This window comes from Microbulbifer sp., from assembly GCF_036563125.1.
In the GTDB taxonomy this organism is placed as follows: Bacteria; Pseudomonadota; Gammaproteobacteria; order Pseudomonadales; family Cellvibrionaceae; genus Microbulbifer.
This window is the reverse complement of the sequence record NZ_DATCMV010000123.1, coordinates 1-25,675: the sequence shown is the minus strand read 5'-3', so window position 1 is coordinate 25,675 and position 25,675 is coordinate 1. Positions and strand designations below refer to the sequence as shown.

At 58.7% G+C, this 25,675-nt stretch carries 23 protein-coding genes and 1 pseudogene; 16 read left to right on the top strand and 8 right to left on the bottom strand.

Going from position 1 to position 25,675, the window contains the following annotated elements:
* Positions 1 to 57: 57 nt before the first annotated feature.
* From grpE to dnaJ, 3 genes are all read left to right on the top strand, one after another.
* The gene (gene grpE, locus VIL80_RS10420) at positions 58 to 651 is read left to right on the top strand and encodes a nucleotide exchange factor GrpE (RefSeq protein ID WP_332036049.1); all 594 of its coding nucleotides are present in this window, start codon (positions 58 to 60) and stop codon (positions 649 to 651) included.
* Between the two features lie 132 nt (positions 652 to 783).
* Positions 784 to 2,730 (top strand): molecular chaperone DnaK, encoded by a 1,947-nt coding sequence (gene dnaK, locus VIL80_RS10415; RefSeq protein WP_332036048.1) that lies wholly within the window; start codon positions 784 to 786, stop codon positions 2,728 to 2,730.
* A 132-nt stretch (positions 2,731 to 2,862) separates the two neighbouring features.
* A complete protein-coding gene (gene dnaJ / locus VIL80_RS10410) occupies positions 2,863 to 3,984 on the top strand; it encodes a molecular chaperone DnaJ (protein ID WP_332036047.1) in 1,122 nt (373 codons plus the stop codon).
* A 68-nt stretch (positions 3,985 to 4,052) separates the two neighbouring features.
* Here dnaJ and VIL80_RS10405 read toward each other — a convergent pair whose 3' ends face one another.
* Positions 4,053 to 4,484: a hypothetical protein gene (locus tag VIL80_RS10405; RefSeq protein WP_332036046.1), complete on the bottom strand. Its 432-nt coding sequence runs from the start codon at positions 4,482 to 4,484 to the stop codon at positions 4,053 to 4,055.
* A 183-nt stretch (positions 4,485 to 4,667) separates the two neighbouring features.
* On the opposite strand from VIL80_RS10405, the gene dapB reads away from it, so the two are divergent.
* From dapB to greA, 7 genes and pseudogenes are all read left to right on the top strand, one after another.
* A complete protein-coding gene (gene dapB, locus VIL80_RS10400) occupies positions 4,668 to 5,477 on the top strand; it encodes a 4-hydroxy-tetrahydrodipicolinate reductase (protein WP_332036045.1) in 810 nt (269 codons plus the stop codon).
* A gap of 35 nt (positions 5,478 to 5,512) precedes the next feature.
* Positions 5,513 to 5,914, top strand: a pseudogene (locus VIL80_RS10395) (retropepsin-like aspartic endopeptidase); the annotation flags it as partial.
* 84 nt (positions 5,915 to 5,998) lie between these two features.
* Positions 5,999 to 6,919 (top strand): 30S ribosomal protein S6--L-glutamate ligase, encoded by a 921-nt coding sequence (gene rimK, locus VIL80_RS10390; RefSeq protein WP_332036060.1) that lies wholly within the window; start codon positions 5,999 to 6,001, stop codon positions 6,917 to 6,919.
* A gap of 233 nt (positions 6,920 to 7,152) precedes the next feature.
* The gene (locus VIL80_RS10385) at positions 7,153 to 7,779 is read left to right on the top strand and encodes a YfiR family protein (RefSeq protein ID WP_332036044.1); all 627 of its coding nucleotides are present in this window, start codon (positions 7,153 to 7,155) and stop codon (positions 7,777 to 7,779) included.
* Between the two features lie 557 nt (positions 7,780 to 8,336).
* Positions 8,337 to 9,473 (top strand): glutamine-hydrolyzing carbamoyl-phosphate synthase small subunit, encoded by a 1,137-nt coding sequence (carA, locus tag VIL80_RS10380; RefSeq protein WP_332036059.1) that lies wholly within the window; start codon positions 8,337 to 8,339, stop codon positions 9,471 to 9,473.
* A 100-nt stretch (positions 9,474 to 9,573) separates the two neighbouring features.
* Positions 9,574 to 12,804, top strand: coding sequence for a carbamoyl-phosphate synthase large subunit (gene carB, locus VIL80_RS10375; RefSeq protein WP_332036043.1), 3,231 nt, complete (start codon positions 9,574 to 9,576; stop codon positions 12,802 to 12,804).
* A 115-nt stretch (positions 12,805 to 12,919) separates the two neighbouring features.
* Positions 12,920 to 13,396 carry a transcription elongation factor GreA gene (gene greA / locus VIL80_RS10370; RefSeq protein WP_332036042.1) on the top strand — a complete coding sequence of 159 codons (477 nt, stop codon included), beginning with the start codon at positions 12,920 to 12,922 and terminating at the stop codon, positions 13,394 to 13,396.
* A 58-nt stretch (positions 13,397 to 13,454) separates the two neighbouring features.
* On the opposite strand, the gene VIL80_RS10365 is transcribed toward greA, so the two are convergent.
* The 7 genes from VIL80_RS10365 to VIL80_RS10335 all read right to left on the bottom strand — a co-directional run bounded on the left by VIL80_RS10365 (position 13,455) and on the right by VIL80_RS10335 (position 18,651).
* Positions 13,455 to 14,333, bottom strand: coding sequence for a hypothetical protein (locus tag VIL80_RS10365; RefSeq protein WP_332036041.1), 879 nt, complete (start codon positions 14,331 to 14,333; stop codon positions 13,455 to 13,457).
* Between the two features lie 409 nt (positions 14,334 to 14,742).
* Positions 14,743 to 15,633: a hypothetical protein gene (locus VIL80_RS10360; protein ID WP_332036040.1), complete on the bottom strand. Its 891-nt coding sequence runs from the start codon at positions 15,631 to 15,633 to the stop codon at positions 14,743 to 14,745.
* A 36-nt stretch (positions 15,634 to 15,669) separates the two neighbouring features.
* On the bottom strand, positions 15,670 to 16,212 hold the full coding sequence (locus VIL80_RS10355; RefSeq protein ID WP_332036039.1) for a hypothetical protein: 543 nt from the start codon (positions 16,210 to 16,212) through the stop codon (positions 15,670 to 15,672).
* Positions 16,213 to 16,232: 20 nt separating this feature from the next.
* Positions 16,233 to 17,099: a CsgG/HfaB family protein gene (locus VIL80_RS10350; protein WP_332036058.1), complete on the bottom strand. Its 867-nt coding sequence runs from the start codon at positions 17,097 to 17,099 to the stop codon at positions 16,233 to 16,235.
* Between the two features lie 93 nt (positions 17,100 to 17,192).
* Complete coding sequence (locus VIL80_RS10345; protein WP_332036038.1) at positions 17,193 to 17,618, bottom strand: curli assembly protein CsgF; 426 nt, start codon at positions 17,616 to 17,618, stop codon at positions 17,193 to 17,195.
* Positions 17,618 to 18,061, bottom strand: a complete 444-nt coding sequence (locus VIL80_RS10340; RefSeq protein WP_332036037.1) for a CsgE family curli-type amyloid fiber assembly protein — start codon at positions 18,059 to 18,061, stop codon at positions 17,618 to 17,620. Before VIL80_RS10340 ends, VIL80_RS10345 begins: the two co-directional genes overlap by 1 nt.
* A complete protein-coding gene (locus VIL80_RS10335) occupies positions 18,058 to 18,651 on the bottom strand; it encodes a response regulator transcription factor (RefSeq protein ID WP_332036036.1) in 594 nt (197 codons plus the stop codon). Before VIL80_RS10335 ends, VIL80_RS10340 begins: the two co-directional genes overlap by 4 nt.
* Before the next feature lie 490 nt (positions 18,652 to 19,141).
* Between VIL80_RS10335 and VIL80_RS10330 the strand changes: the two genes are divergently transcribed.
* The 6 genes from VIL80_RS10330 to VIL80_RS10305 all read left to right on the top strand — a co-directional run.
* Entirely contained in the window at positions 19,142 to 20,251 is a 1,110-nt protein-coding gene (locus VIL80_RS10330) for an HlyD family secretion protein (protein WP_332036035.1), read from the top strand.
* A 15-nt stretch (positions 20,252 to 20,266) separates the two neighbouring features.
* On the top strand, positions 20,267 to 21,238 hold the full coding sequence (locus VIL80_RS10325) for an ABC transporter ATP-binding protein (protein WP_332036034.1): 972 nt from the start codon (positions 20,267 to 20,269) through the stop codon (positions 21,236 to 21,238).
* Positions 21,235 to 22,359, top strand: coding sequence for an ABC transporter permease (locus VIL80_RS10320; protein ID WP_332036033.1), 1,125 nt, complete (start codon positions 21,235 to 21,237; stop codon positions 22,357 to 22,359). The genes VIL80_RS10325 and VIL80_RS10320 overlap by 4 nt, the downstream gene beginning before the upstream one ends.
* 234 nt (positions 22,360 to 22,593) lie before the next feature.
* On the top strand, positions 22,594 to 23,997 hold the full coding sequence (locus tag VIL80_RS10315) for a hypothetical protein (RefSeq protein ID WP_332036032.1): 1,404 nt from the start codon (positions 22,594 to 22,596) through the stop codon (positions 23,995 to 23,997).
* 10 nt (positions 23,998 to 24,007) lie between these two features.
* A complete protein-coding gene (locus VIL80_RS10310; protein WP_332036031.1) occupies positions 24,008 to 24,823 on the top strand; it encodes a glycerophosphodiester phosphodiesterase family protein in 816 nt (271 codons plus the stop codon).
* On the top strand, positions 24,824 to 25,675 hold an 852-nt coding region (locus VIL80_RS10305), incomplete at its 3' end, for a glycerophosphodiester phosphodiesterase family protein (protein WP_332036030.1).

The following is a 25,675-nucleotide window of genomic DNA, read 5'->3' as shown; positions in this document are numbered from 1 at the left end:
GTTTTACCGATTTTGATCCAACTGGCAGCAAGCCGACGAGCACAGACGGAGAGAGCAGTGGCCAAAGAGCGCAGCGAAGACCAACAGGAAGAACAGCACATCGAGACCGCCGAAGTCGAGATCCCTACCCCGGAAGAGCAGCACGCGGCGGAAGAGGTTCTGCAGGAAGAACTCGCGGTAGAGAGTGCACAGGAGATTGAGATCGCCTCCCTGCACCAGCAGCTGGCCGAGCACAAAGACATGGTGCTGCGCGCCCAGGCCGAGGTGCAGAATGCCCGCCGCCGCGCCGAGCAGGATGTGGAGAAGGCACACAAGTTCGGGGTGGAAAAGCTGCTCAAGGACCTGCTGCCGGTAGTCGATAACCTGGATCGCGCCCTGGCCACCATCGACAGCGAGCACGAGGCCCACAAGGCTGTGGTGGAAGGTATCGAGCTGACCCGCAAGTCCTTCATCGACACCCTGACCCGCAATGGCGTTGAGGTGGTTGACCCCGCGGGCGAGCCCTTCGACCCGGAGCTGCACCAGGCCATGACCCAGATACCCAATGGCAACGTGGAGCCGAACACCGTGCTCGACGTGTTCCAGAAGGGCTACCGCCTGCACGGTCGCCTGCTGCGCCCGGCCATGGTAGTGGTCAGCAAAGCCCCCTGATTCAGTTTGACGGCCGCCCTTGAAAACGAAACGGCGGCACCAATATAAGAAGCAACCGAATACAACCGCGCAGCGCCGGGTTCCGGAACAAGAGTACAGAACCGGCGTGCGCCGCAAAGAGGATACAGACCAATGGGAAAAATCATCGGCATCGACCTGGGTACCACCAACAGCTGTGTAGCGGTACTGGATGGTGACAAGGCGCGCGTTATCGAGAACGCGGAAGGCGATCGCACTACCCCGTCCATCGTTGCGTTCACCGACGACAACGAGGTTCTGGTAGGCCAGTCTGCCAAGCGTCAGGCGGTTACCAACCCGACCAACACCCTGTTCGCGGTGAAGCGCCTGATCGGCCGTAAGTTCAAGGACGATGTGGTACAGAAAGACATCAAAATGGTGCCTTACTCCATCGTTGAAGCCGACAACGGCGACGCCTGGGTACAGGTAAAGGGCGACAAGAAAGCACCGCCGCAGATCTCTGCCGAAGTGCTGAAAAAGATGAAGAAAACCGCGGAAGACTTCCTCGGTGAGAAAGTAGACGCCGCGGTAATCACCGTACCGGCCTACTTCAACGACTCCCAGCGCCAGGCCACTAAAGACGCCGGCCGCATCGCGGGTCTGGACGTCAAGCGCATCATCAACGAGCCCACCGCGGCTGCGCTGGCCTACGGCCTGGACAAGAAAGGCGGCGACCGCACCATCGCGGTATACGACCTGGGTGGCGGTACCTTCGATATCTCCATCATTGAAATTGCCGATGTCGACGGCGAAATGCAGTTTGAAGTGCTGTCCACCAACGGTGACACCTTCCTCGGTGGTGAAGACTTCGACCTGCGCCTGATCGATTACCTGGCCGAGCAGTTCAAGAAAGAGCAGGGCATCGACCTGAAGGGCGATCCCCTGGCCATGCAGCGCCTGAAGGAAGCGGCTGAGAAAGCCAAGATCGAGCTGTCCTCCAGCCAGCAGACCGAAGTGAACCTGCCGTACATCACTGCAGACGCCACTGGTCCTAAGCACCTGGTTGTGAAGCTGACCCGCGCCAAGCTGGAAAGCCTGGTGGAAGAACTGGTTAACCGTTCCCTAGAGCCGGTAAAAATCGCGCTGCAAGACGCCGACATGACCACTGCCAAGATCGACGAAGTGATCCTGGTGGGCGGCCAGACCCGTATGCCGCTGGTACAGCAGAAAGTGACTGCGTTCTTCGGCAAAGAGCCGCGCAAAGACGTGAACCCGGATGAAGCGGTTGCCGTGGGCGCTGCGATCCAGGGCGCGGTACTGGGCGGCGACGTGAAAGACGTACTGCTGCTGGACGTAACCCCGCTGACCCTGGGTATCGAAACCATGGGTGGCGTGGCCACCGCGCTGATCGAAAAGAACACCACCATCCCGACCAAAAAGTCCCAGGTGTTCTCCACTGCCGACGACAACCAGACCGCAGTGACCATTCACGTGGTACAGGGTGAGCGCAAGCAGGCGGCACAGAACAAGTCCCTGGGTCGTTTCGACCTGGCCGACATCCCACCGGCGCCGCGCGGCATGCCGCAGATCGAAGTGACCTTCGATATCGATGCCAACGGCATCCTGCACGTGCACGCCAAAGACAAGGCGACTGGCAAGGAGCAGTCCATCGTCATCAAGGCCTCTTCCGGTCTGTCTGACGAGGAGATCGAACAAATGGTGCGCGACGCCGAGGCCAACGCCGAAGCGGACAAGCAGTTCGAGGAGCTGGTGCAGGCACGCAACACCCTCGACGGCCTGATCTCTGCCACCCGCAAGACTCTGGACGAAGCCGGCGACAAGGCGACTGCAGAAGAGAAATCTGCAATCGACGCCGCCCTGGCGGAAGCCGAGGAAGCGGTAAAAGGCAACGACAAGGCTGCGATCGAAGCCGCTACCACCAAGCTGACCGAAGCCTCTGGCTCCCTGGCGCAGAAACTCTACGCCGAGCAGGCCCAGGCCCACGATGCTGCCGCGCAGCAGGCTGAGCAGGCGAGTTCCGGTGGCAAGTCCGGTGGTGACGACGCAGTGGACGCTGAGTTCGAAGAAGTCAAAGACGACAAGAAAGACGGCGCCAAGTAATACAGGTATTACTTGCCAGTCTCACCCGAAGTTGCGGGGGCCTGAATCGGGCCACCGCAGGGTTATCAGAAGGCGCGGGAGTTCGAGAGGGCTTTCGCGCCTTATGCAGTTTTAAAAAGAACACACAGAGCTATGTCCAAACGCGATTACTACGAAGTCCTCGGCGTCAGCAAAGGGGCGGATGAAAAGGAGCTGAAAAAGGCTTACCGCCGGGTGGCGATGAAATTTCACCCGGACCGCAACCCCGACGACAAAGAGGCGGAGAACAAATTCAAAGAGGCCAACGAGGCCTACGAAGTACTGTCTGATCCGCAGAAGAAAGCGGCCTATGACCAATTCGGCCACGCCGGAGTGGACGGGCAGGCGGGCCACGGCGGTGGTGGCTTCGGCGGATTCTCCGATATTTTCGGTGATGTGTTTGGCGATATCTTTGGCGGCGGCGCCGGTGGCGGCCGTCGCGGACCGCAGCGCGGTTCCGACCTGCGCTACGATCTTGAGCTGGATCTGGAAGACGCGGTGCGCGGCACTACCGTCAAGATCCGGGTGCCGACACTGGCCAACTGTGGCACCTGCCACGGCTCCGGCGCCAAGGCCGGCTCCAAGCCGCAGACCTGTGGCACCTGTGGCGGCGCCGGTCAGGTGCGCATGCAGCAGGGCTTTTTCTCTGTGCAGCAGACCTGCCCCAACTGTCGCGGTCGCGGTACTGTAATCACCGATCCCTGCACCAGCTGTCACGGCCGTGGCCGTGTCGAGGAAACCAAGACCCTGTCAGTCAAGGTGCCGCCAGGTGTGGATACCGGTGACCGTATCCGTCTCGCCGGCGAAGGTGAAGCGGGCCCGGACGGCGGACCTGCGGGCGACCTGTATGTACAGGTGATGGTGAAAGAGCACGAGCTGTTCCAGCGCGATGGCAAGAACCTCTACTGCGAGGTGCCGATCAGCTTTGTCACTGCAGCGCTCGGTGGCGAGATGGAAGTGCCTACCCTGGATGGCAAGGTCAAACTGAAAATCCCGGCGGAGAGCCAGACCGGCAAACTGTTCCGCCTGCGCGGCAAGGGCGTGACCCCGGTACGCGGCGGTGCTCCCGGCGATCTGCTGTGTCGTGTGGTGGTGGAAACCCCGGTGAATCTCACCGCCAAGCAGAAAGAGCTGCTGGAGGAGTTCGCCGGCACCCTCAGCGAAAAGAAAAATTCACCCCGCCAGACCGGTTGGTTTGAAGGGGTGAAAAACTTCTTCGGCGATATGAAGCTTTAAGGCGCTGACCGTCTTGAACAAAAAGCCCGGCCTTGTTGCCGGGCTTTTTTTATCTGGCTGCTGCCAATTCAGTACTCAGCCAGTTTTTTGCGGAAACTTTGGTGAAATTCCGTCTGGATCTTCTTTAATTCCTCCAGCTGTTCTTCATTCAGGATTTTCACCATTTCCACACGGGTGGCGGCCCGGGCGGCAATGATTTTTGCGTCGATTTCTTCTTTCTGCTCGCGGGTAAGCTTTGGTCGCTTGCCTGGGGCAAACCCGTAATCTTCCAGTATGTGCAGTTGCAGCTCGAAGCTTTTTTCCATCAACGGCAGGGCCTTTTCTTCCTGTTCCGGTGTGAGCTTCAGCTGCAGGGTTACCCAATCGGTAATATCGTCATACTTTTCCCAGAAGTCGTCGCTGTCCACCGCTTTGCTGGTGGAGACAACGGTAAACAGTAGCAATGCGAAGAGTGCGGCGGAGAAGGATGACCAGAACGGGTCGCGAGATTCCGGGGTCATGGTTGGCGCTCCAATCTACGGGATATTTAAAGCCTAGTAGAGGATTTGGGCGCCGCAAGGCATACCGCCCGGTCATTACTCTGATATGTTGAGTGGGGTTTACGTAGCGGCCGCGCGGTATTGCCCGCAACGGAAACCGGGGTAGAATCCGCGCCTTTCAAGCCCGGCCCGAAGGAGAGAAACATGGCGGTAAACATAGCAATCACAGGATTTGGCGGCCGTATGGGGCGTGTACTGGCGGAAGCCGTTGCGCTGGCGGAGAAGGATGGCAAAGCGAAACTAACCGGTGCCATCGTGCGCCCGGGCTCAAGCCTGGTGGGTGCGGATGCCGGGGAGGTGGCCGGTCTCGGGCGCAATGGCCTGAAGATCGTCGACAGCCTGGATCAGGTGGAATTCGATGCACTGATCGACTTCACATCGCCGCTCGCCACCCTCGACAGCGCCGCCTATTGTGCGCAGCACGGCAAGGCCATTGTGATCGGTACCACCGGTTTTACCCACGAGCAGAAGGCGCAGATGCTGAGTGCCGGAGATAAAACCCCGCTGTGTTTCGCGACCAATTTTTCCACCGGCGTGAATCTGTGCTTTAACTTACTGGAAACCGCGGCCAGGGTGCTGGGTGACGACGTGGATATTGAAATTGTCGAAGCACACCACCGCCACAAACTGGACGCACCTTCCGGTACCGCGCTCAGCATGGGCGAGGTAATTGCCGACACCCTTGGTCGCGATCTCGACAAGGTGGCGGTATATGGTCGCGAGGGGCAAACCGGCGCGCGCGCGCGTGAAACCATCGGTTTTGCCACTGTGCGTGGCGGCGATGTGGTTGGTGAACACACGGTATCTTTCTTTGCCGATGGCGAGCGCATTGAAATTACCCACAAGGCCAGCAGCCGCCTGGCCTTTGCCCGCGGCGCGGTGCGCGCTGCCATCTGGTTGAATGATCGAGCCGCCGGTCGCTACGACATGCGCGACGTGCTGGCCCTTAAATAAGGGGCCAGCCCCGTAATTTTTTTGGAGTTTATTGTTTGGAAAAGAAAATCATCGTCGGTAGCGAGGAGTGGTGTGCATTTCCCGGGTTGGGTATTCCCGCGATCAAGGCGCGGGTGGACTCCGGAGCCAAAACCTCGTGCCTGCACGCCTACAACATCCAGCAGTTCAACCGTGGCGGTGAGCCCTGGGTGAGCTTCGAGGCGCACCCGTTGCAGAACCTGCGCCGCCCGCGCGTGCGCTGTGAAGCGCGCGTGCTGGATAAGCGCACGGTGCGCAGCTCCTCCGGCGATGCGGAAAAGCGCATAGTGATCAAGACCGCGATCAGCATCGGTGGCAGTGTGTGGGATATTGAGCTGACCCTGACCAATCGCGACTCCATGGGCTATCGTATGCTGCTCGGGCGCGAGGCGATGATGGGACGCATGCTGGTGGACCCGTCGGAGAGCTTCTGTCTCGGTGAAATGCCCCCCAGCCAGCTGGAGGAGTATTACCACGACGAGCACCATATGGCGGGTACCGGTCTGCGCATCGGCCTGCTGGCGTCCAATCCGGATCTGTACAGCAACCAGCGGATCATGGAAGCGGGTGCCGAACGCGGTCACCGCATGACCTTCCTGAACATTCGCCAGTGCTACATGAAGCTCGATTCCACCGAGCCGGAAGTGCACTACCGCGACGGTCGTATCCTCAACAACCTGGATGCGGTGATCCCGCGCATCCGCCCCAGCCAGACATTTTATGGTTGCGCGCTCACGCGCCACTTCGAGAGCATTGGGGTGTTTGCGCTGAATGGCTCCGCGGCGATCGGCCAGTCCCGCGACAAACTGTTCTCGCTGCAGTTGCTGCAGGAGGGCGGCCTGAGCATTCCGATTTCCGGCTTCGCCAACTCGCCCATGGACACCAACGAGCTGATCGAAATGGTCGGTGGCGCGCCGCTGATCGTTAAGCTGCTGGAAGGTACCCAGGGGCGCGGTGTGGTGCTGGCGGAAACCCGCAAGGCGGGCGAGTCGGTGATCAACGCGTTCAAATCCCTGAAAGTGAATTTGCTGGTGCAGGAATTTATCCGCGAGGCCCAGGGCAAGGACCTGCGCCTGTTCGTGATTGACGGCAAGGTAGTGGCGGCGATCCAGCGGGAGGCGGCGCCGGGCGAGTTCCGCGCCAATATCCACCAGGGGGGCACCGCCTCTGTGGTCAAAATCACCACTGAAGAGCGCAAGCTCGCCATCAAGGCGGCCAAAGTGCTCGGGCTCAAGGTGGCCGGTGTGGATATCATCCGCTCCAAGAAGGGCCCACTGCTGCTGGAAGTGAACTCCTCTCCGGGCCTTGAGGGTATTGAGAGTGCGACCCGCAAGGACGTGGCCGGCAACATGATCATGGCGATCGAGCGCGCACTCAAATGGCGTCCGACCATCGCCGGCGTCCCCACCGTCGACGAGGAGTAACGCGCCTAAACCTGGTCTAGAGCCTGGTGCGGGGCCCGGCTTAGGCCGGGCTTGCTGTTTTCTACCTCTACGGCGCGCTGACCTGATTCCCTTTCCCGGTTCTCGCCGGAATTCTGGCGCGCCGCTGCCGCTCACCGTTGGTGGGTGGGGGCAGCCGGTACTACCCTTGGGGGGCTCCGTGCGCAAATTTCCTGTTCGCGGGGCGTGAATCCAGCGCCCCGGTGACCCAGCACATGTCCAATTCCGCCTCCCCCCTCAAGCCAAATGCCGCTGCCCCCGAATCCCGGAAGGGCGCTTTTTCGGCTGCCGGGATCTGCGCCGAAATACTGCTGCTAGTGTTGTTCCTGTTGCCACTGACGCCCGCGCGGGCACAGGCCGAGCACCTCTCCGACACGGATCTCGGGCGCAAGGTGATGGTGGATTACATTGTCCACTTCGCCCACCACCTGCAGTGGCCTATCGACGTCTTTAACGGTACCAATGCCCCTTTCCGGATTTGCGTGATGGGCGATGACGAACTGGTCGAACCGCTCACTGCCAGGTTGAGCCACCAACGCATTCAGGGTCGATTGGCATCGCTGGAGCAGGTCAACGATGGGGAAATGCTGCGGGTGCGCCGCTGCCAGATTGTGGTGATGGGGGATATCGGCGCCGAGCGTATGGCACAGGCGGTGGGTGCATTGGAGTTTTTCCCGGTACTGACGGTCAGTGACGTCAGCCGCTTTGCCACCCTCGGTGGCATGGTGGAGTTTGCCGGCAGCGGTGCCAACATGGCCCTGCAACTGAACAAGACCCGGCTGGATCGCGCGGAATTGAAAATGGGTAACAGCCTGTTCCGCCTGAGCCGCCAGGTGAACTGACCGGGCATTCTTTCCGTCTGTGGGGACCGCTCTCCCGGTCCGGATAATTCCTACCGCTTTCTCTGCCCGAATGATGGTTCACCGTTGCTCTTGGAGTCGGTGTCGATGGCGTAAATTTGTACTGGCGATCAAGGGTGTTTTCCCGTAGAATCTGCGCCCGGCTTGGAAAGGCCCCACAGTAGTCGCTCGCGCCAGATAAAGGTCCCGCCCGTTGCGGACCAGGCTGCTGAGCCCGTGGATTTCCCGCCAAAAAAGTGCCAGTTGTGGCGGATTTCCGCCCTCCAGAAATAGCTATCAGAAATGGTTACTCTGGCTGCTGGCCACACTGTGAGAGCCCTGGTGAAAACCACTGCGAGCCGACCGCGAATAACTTTATAAAAAAGCGAGATGAAGCAAACGTTTCATCTCGCTTTTTTATAAAAGGCTTCCGGTAAAAAAGTTGCAGCTGAAACTGTAGCTGGCGTCGCTGCCCGGTAACGCCCTCTCACCCCGCCCGGAAGCTGTTCTGACGATTGGAGATTGACTTGAACAACGCCGTTCCCACGCCGGAATCCCTGATGCCCAGCAATACACCGGCACTGCTGGTGCTCGCCGATGGCAGTGTCTTCCACGGTCGCGCCATTGGCGCCGAAGGCTCAACTGTCGGTGAGGTAGTTTTCAATACCTCCATGACCGGATACCAGGAGATCCTGACGGACCCGTCCTACGCCCGTCAGATCGTCACCCTGACATACCCCCATATCGGTAACACCGGTACCAACAGTGAAGATGAAGAAGCGTCTGAAATCTGGGCCGCCGGCCTGGTGATCCGCGACCTGCCGCTGCTGGCCTCCAGCTTCCGCAGTGAGCAGTCCCTGGAAGACTATCTGAAGGCGCGCAATATCGTCGGCATCGCCGATATCGATACCCGCCGCCTGACCCGCATCCTGCGCGACAAAGGCGCGCAGAGCGGTTGCATCGTTACTGGTGACAACATCGACGAAGCAGAAGCCCTGAAGCAGGCGCAGGCGTTCGCCGGCCTCAAGGGTATGGACCTGGCCAAGGTCGTCTCCACCAAGGAGAAGTACGACTTCAACGAGGGCACCTGGGAACTGGGCCTGGGCCACAAGCCGGCACCGGCCGCACAGCCCTACAAAGTTGTGGCCTACGACTTTGGCGTGAAGCGCAACATCCTGCGCATGCTGGTGGATCGCGGCTGCAGTATCACCGTGGTACCGGCGGAGACTCCGGCCTCCGAAGTGCTGGCGATGAACCCGAACGGCGTGTTCCTCTCCAACGGTCCCGGCGACCCCGAGCCCTGCGACTACGCGATTGCGGCGATCAAGGAATTCCTCGATGCCGGCCTGCCCACCTACGGCATCTGCCTGGGCCACCAGCTGCTGGGTCTCGCCGTGGGCGCCAAGACCGCGAAGATGAAATTCGGCCACCACGGCGGTAACCACCCGGTGCAGGATCTCAACACCACCAAGGTGATGATCACCGCGCAGAACCACGGTTTTGAAGTGGATGCGAGCAGCCTGCCGGACAATGTGGAAATCACCCACAAGTCCCTGTTCGACGGCACCCTGCAGGGCATTCGCCTGAAAGACAAGCCGGCGTTCAGCTTCCAGGGCCACCCGGAAGCGAGCCCCGGCCCGCACGACGTGGCGCCGCTGTTCGACCAGTTTATCGAGATGATGGAAGCGCGCCGCTAAGTCGCAGCTCTCCCTTTGCCGGAGCTTGCACAAGCAGGCTCCGGCAGCCAAGACCAGAATTTTATCCGCCGGATAACGGCCGATTAGATACGGAAGAAAGATGCCAAAACGCACAGACATTCAAAGCATTCTGATCATCGGCGCAGGCCCCATCGTCATCGGTCAGGCCTGTGAATTCGATTACTCCGGTGCCCAGGCCTGTAAGGCCCTGCGCGAAGAGGGTTACCGGGTAATCCTGGTGAACTCCAACCCCGCGACCATCATGACCGACCCGTCCATGGCGGACGCCACCTACATCGAGCCGGTGGAGTGGAAGACGGTTGCCAAGATCATCGAGAAAGAACGTCCCGACGCGATCCTGCCCACCATGGGCGGCCAGACTGCGCTGAACTGCGCGCTGGCGCTGGACAAGCACGGCGTACTGGAAAAGTTCGGCTGTGAGCTGATTGGTGCGGACAAGAACGCCATCGAAAAAGCCGAAGACCGCGACCTGTTCGACAAGGCGATGAAGGCCATCGGCCTCGAGACCCCGCGCGCCAAGATCGTCCACACCATGGAAGAGGCGAAGAAGGTTCCTGAGGAGTTCGGGTTCCCGGTAATCATCCGCCCGTCCTTCACCATGGGCGGTTCCGGTGGCGGTGTGGCCTACAACTGGCCGGAATTCGAAGAGATCTGCAAACGCGGTCTCGACCTGTCCCCGACCAATGAACTGCTGATCGACGAATCCCTGCTCGGCTGGAAAGAGTACGAGATGGAGGTGGTTCGCGACAAAAACGACAACTGCATCATCGTGTGTTCCATCGAGAACTTCGACCCGATGGGCGTGCACACCGGTGACTCCATCACCGTGGCCCCGGCGCAGACCCTGACCGACAAGGAATACCAGCTGATGCGCAACGCGTCCATCGCGGTATTGCGCGAGATCGGCGTGGAAACCGGCGGCTCCAATGTGCAGTTCGGTATGGATCCGAAAACCGGCCGCATGGTGGTGATCGAGATGAACCCGCGGGTGTCCCGTTCCTCCGCGCTGGCTTCCAAGGCCACCGGCTTCCCGATCGCCAAGGTCGCGGCCAAGCTGGCGGTGGGCTACACCCTGGACGAACTGCAGAACGACATCACCGGCGGTGCTACCCCGGCGTCTTTCGAACCGTCCATCGATTACGTTGTGACCAAGATCCCGCGCTTCACCTTCGAGAAGTTCGGTGAAGCCGATGCGCGTCTGACCACCCAGATGAAATCCGTGGGTGAAGTCATGGCGATCGGCCGTAATTTCCAGGAATCCCTGCAGAAAGCCCTGCGCGGCCTGGAAGTGGGCTCCTTCGGTTTCGAGCCGAAGCTGGACCCGGCGGAAGTGGGTTCCATGGAGCACCTGCGCCGTGAACTGTCCGTGGCCGGCGCCGAGCGTATCTGGTACGTGGGCGACGCTTTCCGCATGGGCCTGAGCATCGACGAAGTGTACGAGCTGTCCGGTATTGATCCCTGGTTCCTGGTGCAGATCAAGGAACTGATGGATATCGAGGAGCCGCTGAAGTCCATCCCGACTTCCGCGCTCGACGCCAAGACCATGCGCTTCCTGAAGCGCAAGGGCTTCTCTGACAAGCGCCTCGCGGACCTGCTGGGTGTGAGCCAGAAGACCGTGCGCGAGTTCCGCCAGAAGCTGGGTGTGTTCCCGTCCTACAAGCGCGTGGATACCTGCGCCGCGGAGTTTGCCACCGGCACCGCCTACATGTACTCCACCTACGACGAGGAGTGTGAAGCGGAGCCGTCGGACAAGAAGAAAATCATGGTGCTCGGCGGTGGTCCCAACCGCATCGGCCAGGGCATCGAGTTCGACTACTGCTGTGTGCACGCGGCACTCGCCATGCGCGAAGACGGTTACGAGACCATTATGGTCAACTGTAACCCGGAGACCGTATCCACCGACTACGACACGTCCGACCGCCTCTACTTCGAGCCGGTAACCTTGGAAGACGTGCTGGAAATCGTGCGCAAGGAAAAACCGGAAGGCGTGATTGTGCAGTTCGGCGGCCAGACCCCGCTGAACCTGGCGCGCTACCTGGCAGCCGAGGGCGTGCCGATCATCGGTACCACACCTGAGCAGATCGACCGCGCGGAAGACCGCGAGCGCTTCCAGCAGATGATCATCCGTCTTGGCCTCAAGCAGCCGCAGAACGCCATCGTGCGCTCCGAGTACGAAGCCATCCAGAAAGCCAAGGAAGTGGGCTACCCGCTGGTGGTGCGCCCGTCCTACGTACTGGGCGGCCGCGCCATGGAGATCGTGTACAAGGAAGACGAACTCAAGACCTACATGAAGGAGGCCGTACAGGTTTCCGAGGATGCGCCGGTACTGCTGGACCACTTCCTGCACTCCGCCATCGAAGTGGATATCGACGCGGTGTCCGACGGCAAGGATGTGGTGATCGGCGCGATCATGCAGCACATCGAGCAGTGCGGCGTGCACTCCGGTGACTCCGCATGCTCCCTGCCGCCCTACAGCCTGCCTGCCGACGTGCAGGACCTGATGCGCGAGCAGGTGAAAGCCATGGCCCGCGAACTGGGTGTAGTGGGCCTGATGAATACCCAGCTGGCCTACCAGGACGGCGAAATTTACGTGATCGAGGTGAACCCGCGCGCGTCCCGTACCGTGCCGTTCGTGTCCAAGTGCATCGGCACCTCGCTGGCGAAGATTGCCGCGCGCTGTCAGGCCGGCACCAGCCTGGCGGATCAGGGCTTTACCAAGGAAATCGTGCCGGATTACTACTCGGTCAAAGAGTCGGTATTCCCGTTCAACAAGTTCCCGAAAGTGGACCCGATCCTCGGCCCGGAAATGAAATCCACCGGTGAGGTGATGGGCGTGGGCGAGACCTTCGCCGAAGCCTTCGACAAATCCCTGATTGGTGCCGGCGACACCCTGCCGGAATCCGGCAAGGTGTTCATCTCCGTGCGCGATGTGGACAAGCCCGGCGTGGTGGAAGTTGCCCGCGAGATGTCCAAGCTCGGCTTCGAGCTGGTGGCCACCCGCGGTACCGCCAAGGTCTTGCAAGAAGCGGACATTGCGGTTACAACGGTGAACAAGATGAACGAGGGCCGGCCGCATATCGTCGATATGATCAAAAACGACGAGATTGCACTGGTGGTCAACACCACCGAGGGGCGCCTGGCCATTCGCGATTCCGCGGATATCCGCCGCAGCGCCGAAAACCACCAGGTCTGCTACACCACCACCCTGGCGGCGGCAAAAGCCATGGCCATGGCCATGCAGATTGCCGAACCGCACCAGGTGCGCAGCCTGCAGGAACTGCACCAGCGCGTCGTGCGCCTGCAAGACTGATCGGCCTGCTCTGAATGGCCACCCCGGTGGCCACAAGAGCGCACAAACTGAAAAGCTCTGCCTCCTGGCGGAGCTTTTTCGTTAATGAATAATTGAGAAGATTCTGGAGGTTCCGTTGAACCGTGTACCGATGACCGTAGAAGGCGCAGAAGCCCTGCGAGCCGAACTCGAAGACCTGAAAAAAGTGCAGCGCCCGGCTGTAGTGCAGGCGATTGCCGAAGCCCGTGAGCACGGCGACCTGAAAGAAAACGCCGAGTATCACGCCGCCCGTGAAAAGCAGGGCTTTATCGAGGGTCGTATTCAGGACATCGAAGCCAAGCTGTCACTGGCACAGGTCATCGACGTCAAAGCCATCGAGCCCTCCGGCAAGGTCATTTTTGGTACCACCGTGACCATCATCCGTGTGGAAGACGACTCGGAAGTGACCTACAAGATCGTGGGTGACGACGAGGCGGACGTGAAAAACAGGAAAATCTCCGTGAACTCCCCGATCGCGCGCGCGCTGATCGGCAAGGAAGAGGGCGATATCGTCGTGGTGAATACTCCATCTGGCTCGGTGGAGTATGAGATCGATGCGGTAGAGCATCTCTGAGTGGATGAAAACAAAAAGGGCGGCCAAATGGCCGCCCTTTTTGTATCTGCCAAAAAACTTATTGATTTACTACCGCCAGATTGCCATATCCGTTTTGAGACATGGTGGTTGTTTCGTTCATACCGTACTGATTGACGAATGCCTTGTTGAACCCGCCGATCTGGCCCATGATTACGCTGTTTCCAATGCCATGCTGTGATACGTCGGCGCAGTTCAGGAAACCACTCTGAGACATCATGGCATCGTTATCAAAACCATACTGATCCAAATGCGCGGTGTTTTTCCAGCCGAACTGGGAAATTGTTCCCTGGTTGTTGAAGCCGTCCTGATCTGCCGATATGAAGTTCAGACCACCGTCTGCTTGCACCGTGTTCAATAAGTTCCCTTCGCCACTCTGGCTCGCATACAGTCCATCTCCAAATCCTGTCTGTGTAGCGATTGCGCTACCGTTCCAACTGCCCACCTGAGAAATACTTGCATGGCCGAAATTACCAGACTGGTAGATTTGAGCGTCATTGTTCGCACCGAAAACCTGATGAACTGAAGCGTGGTTCACAGCTCCAGACTGATCTACCAACACTGTACTGCCGAACTGAACTACCTGTTTGACGTAGGCCGAGTTGAGTAATCCACTTTGATTAGTGATTACTTGGTTACCGATACCTCCGGTCTGGGAGACCTTCGATCGGTTGAGTGCGTCAGTTTGCTGTTGATTAATCAGGCTGCCATTTTCATAGGACTGTGTCGCGAAGGCACGATTGAAGTTGCCGGATTGATTTTGGATGATGCCATTGTCCATGGTTAATGGGCCCGTCTGGGTTGCCTCAGCAATGTGGCCGTTGCCATCTTGGGTGAGATCAACCAAGTTTTCTGCCGCCAGGGCGGTACCGCTGATTGCGAGGGCAAGGGCTGCGGCGATCGGGGTTAACGTCTTCATGAGTGTCTCCATTACTACATTGAGGGTCGGACGTTGAGGATGTGCCAGCGGATTTATGCCGGCACGAAATGGCACCTAAGCCGGTGCCATTGGTTTAGCGAAGTGAATAATGTGGGGGGCTGCGCCTGTCAGGTGCTTGAGACTGCTTAGAAATACGCGCGACAAGGGCGTTGACGTTTGCGCGAGGCAAAATTCGAGAGTGGACCATTTGGCAACTTTCCCTGTTACAGCATTGGGCAGTGGCTTGATGTGATCAAAAATGTTCAGACGTATATTGATTCTTGCTGCATTTTTGTGCGTCCGCCATAGGAGAGAAGTAGTAATGCACTAGGAAAAAAGTGCGGTTCTCTGCGGCGTTAAAACCACCCTGATTGCTCGCGAAAAAATGGCGATAGGTGTGTGACTCCGGTTACTGGGTAAGGGACACCGAGTTTCCGCTCCCAATTTGGGTGGTGATGGCACTGGAGGAAACGCCAGTTTGATGGATAGTGATTAAATTGAAACCGCCAGACTGGGTGGTGATGGCGCGATGATCGCCGCCGATTCCTAGAATTCCGGTTTGCAATACCGATATTCCGTTGAAATAGCCGCTTTGGCTGGTGCTGGCGGCGTTATAGGAACCCTGTTGTATTACCTGGCTCTGATTGTCGAAGCCGTCCTGAAAGGTATAGATTTCATGGGTATAACCCGTTTGCAGGTGGTCCGAGCTATTGAAATTTCCCGACTGGATGGTATAGCCCAGGTTTTCAGCCCCATCCTGTGTTGTCTTGACCTCATTATTGCCGCCAGTCTGGAAAACATACGACTGTGAAAAATTGCTGTTGTGCTGGTTCAGTGTGACTGTATTCAGCTGCCCGTACTGCACAATGTTCACACGGTTGCCACTTCCTAGCTCCTGAACTACCAATGATTCGTTAGAGAATCCGATTTGGGTAGTAGCGATATCGCCTTCACGGCTGGCCGACTGGATTACCAGCGTTTCGTTAAAGGAACCTATCTGGTATGTGGAGACATGGTTGTTGGCGCCAAGCGATTGCTCTACCGACGACGTGTTGAGATCCCCCTGCTGATGTATGAGGATGCCGCTGTTCGATACAGAACTTTGCCTGGCTTCCCCGCGATTCCCACCGCCGATTTGCTGCAAGTCCACGGATGTTTCCGTTGCGGAATTTTGTTGGGTATCGAGTAAATACAACACGCTCGTATCTGCTTGATCCATCTGTATAGTGTCGGCCTGTGAAGCCGAGGTCACGATATAGAATGCCAGTGCAAGCGCTATTGTTGATTCCAGCTTTTGCATAAGGGGTATCCCCGCGACATAAACATTTGATACGTATCAGTCGTATTGTCTGATGGTGGTGGTCAATGCAACCCCTTTCTGGGTGACCTCCGTATTTAGGCCGCTACCACTCTGGTAGATACTGACTTCATTGAACGCACCGACTTGCTTCACTGTTGCTGAATTCTGAAATCCATACTGAGAAATGTTTGCGTCATTCCCGTAGCCGTTCTGTTGCAGCAGGATCAGGTTTTCGTAGCCTATCTGGACCAGCGCCGCAATATTGGCCTGGCCCGTCTGGGAAGAAACAGTGAAATTTTGCCCGCCGGACTGGGTAACCAGGAGGAAGTTGCGCTGCCCCTCTTGCGAAGTTACCAGATAGTTGCTTACACCATATTGTTGTGCGCCAATTTGATTCAAATTTCCTGCCTGAAAAATATTGGCGATATTGGCAGAAGACATGCTGCCATGCCGATCAAGTTCGCTGGCAAGTGCGAGTTCCGTGTCGGCATTGATTTCCTGTGCGAGTGTAGGGGTGCAAAACACCGCGTAACACATTGTCGCTAACAGTGTTGCAACGTGCTTGTTGAACAACTGCATGGCTTTTTTCCTTGGTGCGGTTACATGAAAGTAGTGGCTTCATTCAGGTAATACTGGATCACCGGGTTGTTGATCTCTTCCGGGTTCTGCAGTGCCCACGAATTGGCGACGATACCTTCGCTGATGAGGTGGATGACTGCGGACTCCATCGCAGACAGAGTGGCAATCTGCGCGGGTTCATTGGTGGTGGTGCCCATCTCCATTTCCAGCAGCCGCTTGAATTTTACGTAGCGAAACACGTCCGCGCTGATCGCTTTGGAATACACGGTCTTTGATGTCAGTACCGAGTGCAGTACGCGCCCTGAGCGGATATCCACCGCGCGCAAATTAACCGTAACCTGATCCACTCGATACTGTTCGTCGGCACCGATGCCAAAATACCGCGCGCCGGCACCACCGGTGCGGATGTTCGTGTCGTAGGCCACAATGCCACCTTCCAGTAATACATTCGCGGCAACCAGTGACGGCAGCATGACGTTATTTTCCGGCGCATCCGGCTTAGCCAGTGCCGCGCGTATGATCTTGCGTTCGGTCAGCAGGTTCTGCAGGCCTTCCCGCTCCAGGGGAATAAACCAGCCGGAATCATTCAGTACATCCATGAGCATGGATGCTGCGCCCTGGGTGACCGCCGTAGAAAAACTGCTGGCTGGCGAGGGTTTGTATTGCCCGGTCTGGTCCCGGAAGCTGTATACGGCTGCGAGGATTTTTCCCTTGGGCTGGGGCAGGTTGACGAGGTCCCGGTAGGTATCGTTTCTGGGGGTCAACTTTGCATCTTGCCTGCCGGGGCCAAACAGTGCTTCTCCTGTATTTTTAACCGCAGTGCAGCCGCCCAGGCTGACTGCAAGCGCCATGACGATTGCCGCGATCTTGTGACCGGTAAATTGCATCACATGTTACTCCAGCGTTATTCGCGATTATTTTTGGTTCTGGCAGCAGTCCGGATGCCACATGTCGGACTGATATTTTTATCTGAAAAAATCCTAGTTGGTGGGGTTAAGTCCACTGACCACGATCTCGGCGGTATCTCCCGTGCCTCTGTCGGTGATCAGTACCGTCAGTACGCCATCGGTATCCACGATCTGTACGATAAAGTCGTCGGTGATCAGCTCGCCGCTGTTGCCATTGCCAACGTCCGTCAGCAGCTGGTTTAGAAGTCGGGTTTCCAGCGAGTCGGTAAAGCGGTCGAGTGCACTTGGCTGTTCGTAAAGGTCAGAGAGACTGTCTGGATCCTTGTGGTTATTCTGGGATTGGGCATTGGAGAGCAGGAAGGTGCCATTGAGTGGATTGCCCCCGAAGTTCGGGTTTACCGGCTCATAAATGAGCTCGCTGGCCTGGGCGCCGCCGATGGTGAAGGCGCCGGTGAGCACCGGGGCGAGCAGTTTCTTCCGGGTTATGTTTACTTTCATCAGAATTCATCCTTGCCTAAATCAAAGTGGTCATTAAGCGCTTCACGGAGCTTTTCCTGCAGAATCAGCTCGTGGATCATTTGTGACGCCTCTTCCGCCAACCCGCGTATGTTGTTGGTGCTGGGGCTGATAAAGCGGCGAAATACGGTGTTGTTGTTGTAGGTGATCCAGATCAGGTTTCCCCAGCGCGCGGAGGGGCGTTCTTCCACGGTCAGGTTGTATTTGCTGTCCGGGTAGTTCAGGTTGCGGTACTCGTTCATATACCGTACAAAGTCGTGACCGGTACGGGTAATCGTCTGGTCGATATTGAAGCCGCTGATCTCATCTTCCAGGCGTCCGTTGTCGGAGCTTTCAGCGGATGCTTCTTCCAGGGCGCGGGTATCGCTGTCCTGGGCAATGCCGTATGGAATGATAAGAAGCAACAGCAGGGGGAGATATTTCATATCCCCTCAACCTGCAGGTGAAGCTTGGCCCAGTTGCTGGCCTGAAGGCGGTTTTTTACCCCGATTTTCCGGAATATGTTGTACATGTGGTTCTTGACCGTGTGCTCGCTCAGGTGCAGCCGTGAGGCGATGATGCTGTTCGGTTCGCCGGTGGTGAGGTGCGCGAGAATTTCCTGCTCCCTGCGCGTAAGTAGCAGGCTGGAGCGGGAATCGGAATGGCTGGCACCATGGCTATTCTGGATGGCATTTTCCAGTTTGCTGATGAGCTCTTTTTGGCTGGAGCGGTTGTCGCACAGAAATACGAATTTACGCTCCTCCAATGGTTTGCAAATATGCGCCGGCAAGTCGCGCGCGAAGTTGATCAGAAGCACTCGCGGGTGACTGATGTTTTTTAGGTGATTGAGCCCCGCGCCAGAGGTGGATTTCGCGGTAAGCGGTAAACAGTCTACGACGATGGCGTCGTAATTTTGCAGGCAATGCTTTTGCTTTCCGAATTCAGATTTTTCCCAGGTAAACGGGAGGGTTTCTGCAATGAATGCGAACAGTAAGTCCCCGTGAAGGCCGGAATCGCTCTGAAAGAGTATCGGCATAGAAGTACCTATGGCTATGCAATGACGAAGTCAGGGAGTGAATTTGGCAGCCTGTTTAAAGTTGTATGCGCCACGCCGGCTTTTCGTTTGTAACTTCCGCGGAAGGTTTGCGAAATTTCTGCGTGGTGGAATGGATGTCTGTGGTTTAAGTTAAAAATCTCACTCCCTGAGAAATTTGTTTGGAGTGTAGTCGGTTATTCTGACGTGGCTGATAAATTAGGTGCCCGTCGCATAGAAAATTTTATTGGTAAAACGTCAGTTTTTGCGCGACCAAGTCGGCGATAAAGTAGTTTTTTAATTTGCGGGAATGCATTTTATGCATGTGGAATTGCCGGGGTTAAATTTTTATACTGGCGGGAAAGTATTCCAGTTGCCCAAATTTATTAACGTTGCGAGCACAGTATTGCGCGAACATCACCGAACTCCGCTTTCCCCATACAGGCCCGGCAGCTGTCGCTGGCTGCGGTTTCTGCCCATTGCGGTGTGCCTGGTGTTGTCTGCCTGCCACCGTACACCCGAGTCTGCCCTGGGCACAGTGGAGTGGGACCGTATTGCATTACCGGCACCGGTCGCGGAAAAAATTGTGGATATCCAGGTGAGAGAAGGGCAACGGGTACAAAGGGGGGAGGTGCTGTTACAGCTCGACCCGCAGCAAACCCGTGCCAGACTGGCCGCGGCGGAGTCGACGGTGGCGCAACAGGCCGCGGCGCTGGTGGAACTTGAAGTAGGGCCGCGCGTTGAGGAAATCGAGCGCGCGCGCGCCGAGCTGGTGGCTGCGCAGGCAAATGCGGTGGATGCCGAGGCAAACTTCCGCCGCCTGAGCGCACTGGGGCAGAAGAACTACGCGTCCAAATCCGATATCGACGCCGCCCGCGCTGCAGCGGACAGTGCCCGCGCCCAGGTGCGCGCGGCGCAGGAGCAGTTACTGGAACTCGAGCGCGGCAACCGCCCGGAAGACATCGAGCAGGGGCAGGCCTCTCTGGCACAGGCCCGCGGTGAGGCCGAGGCGCAACGCGTGTTGCTGGAGAAACTGACATTGCGCGCGCCGCGTAACGGTATCGTCGACAGTATCCCCTTCAAGCTCGGTGACGAGGCGCCGGTGGGCGCTTCGCTGGTGGTGATGCTGACCGGGGAAACACCTTACGCGCGGGTCTATGTACCACAGCCGATGCGTCACCGGATTCAGGTGGGCAGCAGCGCGCAAATATTCCTGGAAGGCAGTGGCCACGACAGCGGCCTCGGTACTTTTGCGGGACGTGTGCGGATGGTGCGCAATGAGCCCAGTTTTACGCCTTACTACGCGCTCACCGGTGACGATGTGGCACGCCTCAGTTATATCGCCGAGATCCAGTTACAGGACGATGCCGCACAGTTGCCCGCCGGGTTGCCGCTGCGGGCTGAATTTTCATTTTCTCCCACGACCGATCGCCAGGCTTCTGAAACACCATTGCCAGCCCCTATTGATCCCAATACTGGAAGCGGAAGTGAAGGTGCGCCGTTAGGCGAATTGGGAGAGGGTGGGCGCAGTACCGAACAGATGGAACGTCCGCTACCTGATATCGAAAGCGAGCCGCTCGAAGGCCTGGAGAACGGTAAATAGCCATGGCGCAAAACTATGGACGGTGATGTCGCCATCCGCGCCCGCGGACTCAGTAAAACGTTCGGTACTCTCAAGGCGGTGGACGATGTGGATCTCACCGTTTCCAAGCAGCGGATCTATGGATTCCTCGGCCCCAATGGCTCCGGGAAATCCACCAGCATCCGCATGTTGTGCGGGCTGCTCACGCCCACCGCCGGTGAGATTGAGGTGCTCGGCCTGCAGATTCCGGCACAGGCGGAAATTCTGCGCCAGCATATCGGTTACATGACCCAGCAATTTTCCCTGTTTACGGATCTCACCGTGCGCGAGAACCTGGAGTTTCTCGCCGCGGTGCAGAACATGTCGGCACGGGATGCGCGCGCGCGCATCGATGAGCTGCTGGTGGAATACCACTTTGAAGGCCGCGCCGATCAGCTGGCGGGAACCATGAGCGGTGGCCAGAAACAACGTCTGGCACTGGCTGGCGCAGTTATCCACAAGCCGGAACTGCTGTTCCTGGATGAGCCCACCAGCGCGGTGGACCCGGAATCCCGCCGGGATTTCTGGGAAAAACTGTTCGAACTCACCGATGCCGGAACCACCATCCTCGTCTCCACCCACTATATGGACGAAGCGGAACGCTGCCACCGCCTGGCCATTCTGGAGCGGGGCCGGCTGGTGGCGGATGGCAGCCCGGCGGAGCTGACCGGGGCTCTGGAAGGGCGGACCCTGCTGGTGGAAACCGAGCATCAGCGCAGTGCCCGCGCGGCGCTGATGAAGGTGCCCGGCGTTATCAGCGCGGCGCAGATTGGTAACAGCCTGCGCCTGCTGACGGAGCGCGGGCAGGCAGGTCCGGAAAAAATGCAGCAGGCGCTGAGCGACGCGGGCATCCGTGCGCAGGTAGCCCCGGTGGAGCCGAGTCTCGAGGATGTGTTTGTGGCGGTCACGCACAGCGCATCGCGCGCAGAGCGTGAGAAGGCTGAGGCCAGCAGCGAGGAGCGGTCGTGAACACCCGCCGCCTGTTTGCGGTGTTGCAAAAGGAGTTCCGGCAGATGCGGCGGGACCGCATGACCCTCGCCATGATCATCGGCATCCCCATCATGCAGCTGATCCTGTTCGGCTACGCCATCAACCTGAACCTGCGGCACCTGCCGGCGGCGATCGCCGATCAGGCGGAGACCAGCGCCTCGCGCCGGCAGGTGATGGATATGCTCGCCACCGGGGTCATCGAGCCGGTGGCCAACGCGCGTACGCCGGAGCAGTTGATGACGCTATTGCGCCGCGGCGAAATCAGTGTGGGCGTTGTCATCCCCTACGACTACGAACGCCGCCTGGCGCTGGGGCAGGAGGCCATCCAGATTTTGGTGGATGGCAGCGATACGGTGGTGCAGAGTGCGGCGGCGCAGCTGGCACAGGTGCCGGTGGGGGAGCCGCCCCCGGAAAACAATACCCGCCTGCCCAACCGCGAGTCTTCGGTGCCACAGCGGCAGAGCTCCGTGAGCATCGTCAGTTTTTATAATCCGCAGCGGGTGTCCGCGATCAATATCGTGCCGGGGCTGATCGGTATCATCCTCACCATGACCATGGTGATGTTCACCGCCGTGGCCATTGTGCGCGAGCGGGAGCGGGGCAATATGGAACTGCTGATCGCGACGCCGGTGAGCAGCGCGGAACTCATGATCGGCAAGGTATTGCCTTACGGCATGGTGGGATTGATCCAGACCAGCCTGATCCTGCTGCTCGGTACCTGGCTGTTCGGGGTTCCCATCCGCGGCAGCCTGCTGGATGTATACCTCGCCACGCTGCTGCTGATTCTGGCGAACCTGACCATGGGGCTGCTGATTTCCACTCGCGCGCAGTCGCAGTTCCAGGCGATGCAGATGACCTTCTTCGTGTTCCTGCCGTCGATACTGCTGTCCGGTTTCATGTTCCCGTTTGACGGCATGCCGAAGGCGGCGCAGTGGCTGGCGGAAATTCTGCCGCTGACACACTTCCTGCGGCTGATTCGCGGGGTGATGTTGCGGGGAGCGGGAGTGTTCGAGCTGTGGCCGGACCTGCTGGCACTGGTTGCGTTTATCGCGCTGATGATGACCCTGGCGGTGTCGCGTTTCCGCAAGCGTCTCGACTGAAGTCGTTGCCGGATAACCGTAACGCCCGGGGCGCAGTAGCGGATTTTACCCGCGGCAGGGAATTTCGCGACGGAACTGTGATCCCATGAAAGCATCCGTTCCGGCGTGTTTGTTAGCATGCAGGGTCATTTCACTTTTCCGGGTGGTATTGCCCGCCACCCGTGTCATCACAAGACTGTTGTCAGGTCTACAGAGCAACTGATGCTGGATTCCAGCAGGGGAGGAAGCTGTACCATGACCGAGATGTTCCAGACATTGCCACCTTGGCTGTGGTTTCTCATCGCACTGATCGTGCTGTTTCTCGCACGCAGCCCCATGCATCAGGGTATCTATGCGCTGGCGCGATTTTTCCACCAGTCCCTGCGCCTGGGTGCCAACGCGCTGGCGTCGGCGGAAGGGCGGTTGCAATTGCGCAACCGGGAAGTACTGCTGGCCGCCGGCCGCGAGGCCGCCGAGCGGAATATCGAGCGGGAGTTCGAGCGTATCGAAGGCGCGATGAAAAAAGAGCTGTCGCAATATCCGGCGCTGCATCGCAAATTGTGCGAACAGCTGACCGCGGTAGATGAGGATTACGTGCGCAGCGCCGAGGTGCCCCCGCAGCCTACCAACTGGTCGAAGGCGATCAAGACGGTGGCGGAAATTCCCGCCGATCAGGACACGGTGGTAAGTGATGTGCTGGAAACCATTCATGGCTCCATGCGCAAGGCCGAAGCCCGCGCGCTGGAAGCCTATCGGGAGTCCGCGCGCGAGCGACACCAGCTGCTGAAGCGCATGATGCCCGCCTGGCGTTCCATTCTGAACAGCCTGGGTAAGGTCAACAAAACCATGGCCGCGGTGCAGCAGCGGGCTGCGGTTGTCGATCGCCATATGGACCGCTACGAAGAAATTTTGCGGGGCGGCGACCGCGCTCAGCGCATGCTCTCCGCCTCGTCACTCGGCCAGTTCTTTATCGCCACGTTGTTGCTGGCCATTGCCGCGGGCGGGGCGCTGATCAACTTCCACCTGATTGCACGGCCCATGACCGAAGTAATGGGCGCCGCCAGTTCTATCGGCGGCTTCAGAATTGCAGACGCCTCCGCGCTGGTGATTATTCTGCTGGAGATCACCATGGGATTGTTTGTGATGGAGTGCCTGCGTATTACCCGCCTGCTTCCGACGATCGGCGCACTCAACGACAAGCTGCGTATGCGCTTGATGTGGGCGGCCCTTGTCCTGCTGCTGATGCTGGTCGCGGTGGAAGCTGGACTCGCGTTTGTTCGGGAAGCCGTGGTTCAGGCAGACCTGGCAGCGAACCCCCAGTTAGCTAGCGCGGAAATGGCGGTTGCCACGGGCAGTGCCTACTGGATTACCGTGGCCGCACAGCTGGGAATGGGATTTGTCCTGCCGTTGGTGCTGGCCTTTGCCGCTATCCCGCTGGAAAGCTTTATTGCGTCTTGTCGCACCGTGATCGGTGTTGTGAGCGCGTTTTTCCTGCGGGTAGTAGCGGCGGTATTACGCCTAGCCGGCACCGCAATCTGGAACAGTGGTGACATACTGGTGCGGGGCTACGATATCGTTATCTGCCTTCCGCTGTGGCTGGAGGCGCGGTTTTTGCGCTGGCGGCAACAGGCCGAACGCAGCGCGGCGCCCACCCAGTAGTTAATCACCAATGAATCGCACTGTAACCGAGGAACGCTACTGGAAAACCGGGGCGCGGCGGCCGATGGTGATTGCCCACGGCGACGAGTCCGGCTGCGGGCTCTACCCCGGTAACACCCTGCTGTATATGCATAAAATGCTGGAGCTGGGGGTGGACGCGCTGGAGCTGGATCTCAACCTCACCGCCGATGGCCGTCTGGTCCTGATGCACGACCCGACGCTTGAGCGCACCACCAATGGCCGCGGGTTGGTGATCGAGCATTCGCTGGCGCAGTTGCGGGGGCTCAATGCCGCCCATCACTGGAGCCGTGACGGCGAACATTTTCCCTATCGCGACAACCCTATCCCTATCGCCACCATTGACGAAGTATTCGCGCAGGTTCCCGCGACACCGCTGATCATCGAACTGAAAAACAATTCACCCGCTGCGGCGCAAGCGCTCAGCCGCGCCATCGACACCGCCGGTTGCGGCGAGCGGCTCATCGTGTCCTCTTTCCATCGCCCGGTCATCCGCGAGTTCCGCCGTCTGTGCCCGCAGGTGCGCACCGGGGTGACCATGCCGGAGGCGCTGCTGTTTTATGTTGCCCAGGGGCTGGGGACGGCGGGATGGCTGCACTGCGATTATCGGGCGATGCAATTGCCCACGCATTACCTGGGGTTGAATGTATATTCGGAGCGCTTTGTGAAGGCGGCACGCAGGCACGGGCTGCACCTCGCGGTGTGGACCGTGGATGATTGTGAGCAGATGAAACAGTATATTGCGCTCGGTCTCGATGGCATTGTTACCAACCGGCCGGACAGGCTGCTGAAATTACTGGACGAGTAAATGTTAAAACGGCTGCTGGTTTTATTGTTGCTGGGAGTGGTGATCTTTATCGGCTGGCGCTGGCTTGCAGCGCGCCCGGCTGCCGACCTGGGGCTGCAGTTTCCCCGCCCCGGCAGCGAGAGTATCGCCGAAGGTTTTCGCCGGCCCCTGGTGATTGCCCATGCGGACGATTCCGGGCAGGGGCTCTACCCCGGCAATACGTCGGTGTTCCTGCAGCAGATGGCGGCGATGAACGTGGACGTGCTGGAAATGGACGTGCACGCCAGCGCCGATGATGAGCTGGTGTTGATGCACGATGACACCGTGGATCGCACCACCGACGGCAAGGGCGCGATCCGCGATAAAACCCTGCAGGAGTTGCGACAACTCAATGTCGCCTACAACTGGAGCCAGGACGGCAACACCTACCCCTACCGGGAAAATCCCCAGCGCATCGTTACGGTAGATGAAGTCTTCAAAACCTTTCCCAACTACCCGATGGTGATCGAGCTCAAAACCCCGGACGCCGAAGCCGCGCGCGCCCTGTGCCGCAAGCTGATGGCCTACAACAAAAGCAATCAGGTGATTGTTTCCAGCTTCCACCAGTCCGCGGTCGACACCCTGCGCGAAGAATGCCCGCATGTGGCTACCGGGGCCGGTTCCGATGAGGTCAAGCTGTTTGCTCTGGCCACCAAACTGAACGCCTTCCGCCTGCTGAGCCCGCACTACCAGGCGCTGCACATTCCCATTGAATACGACGGCATTACCCTGGTGGACCAGAGCTCTGTGTCCCAGGTGCAGAAACGCGGTGTGCGGATGGATGTGTGGACGGTGAACGACGAAGCGGAAATGCGCCGGCTTATCGAACTGGGT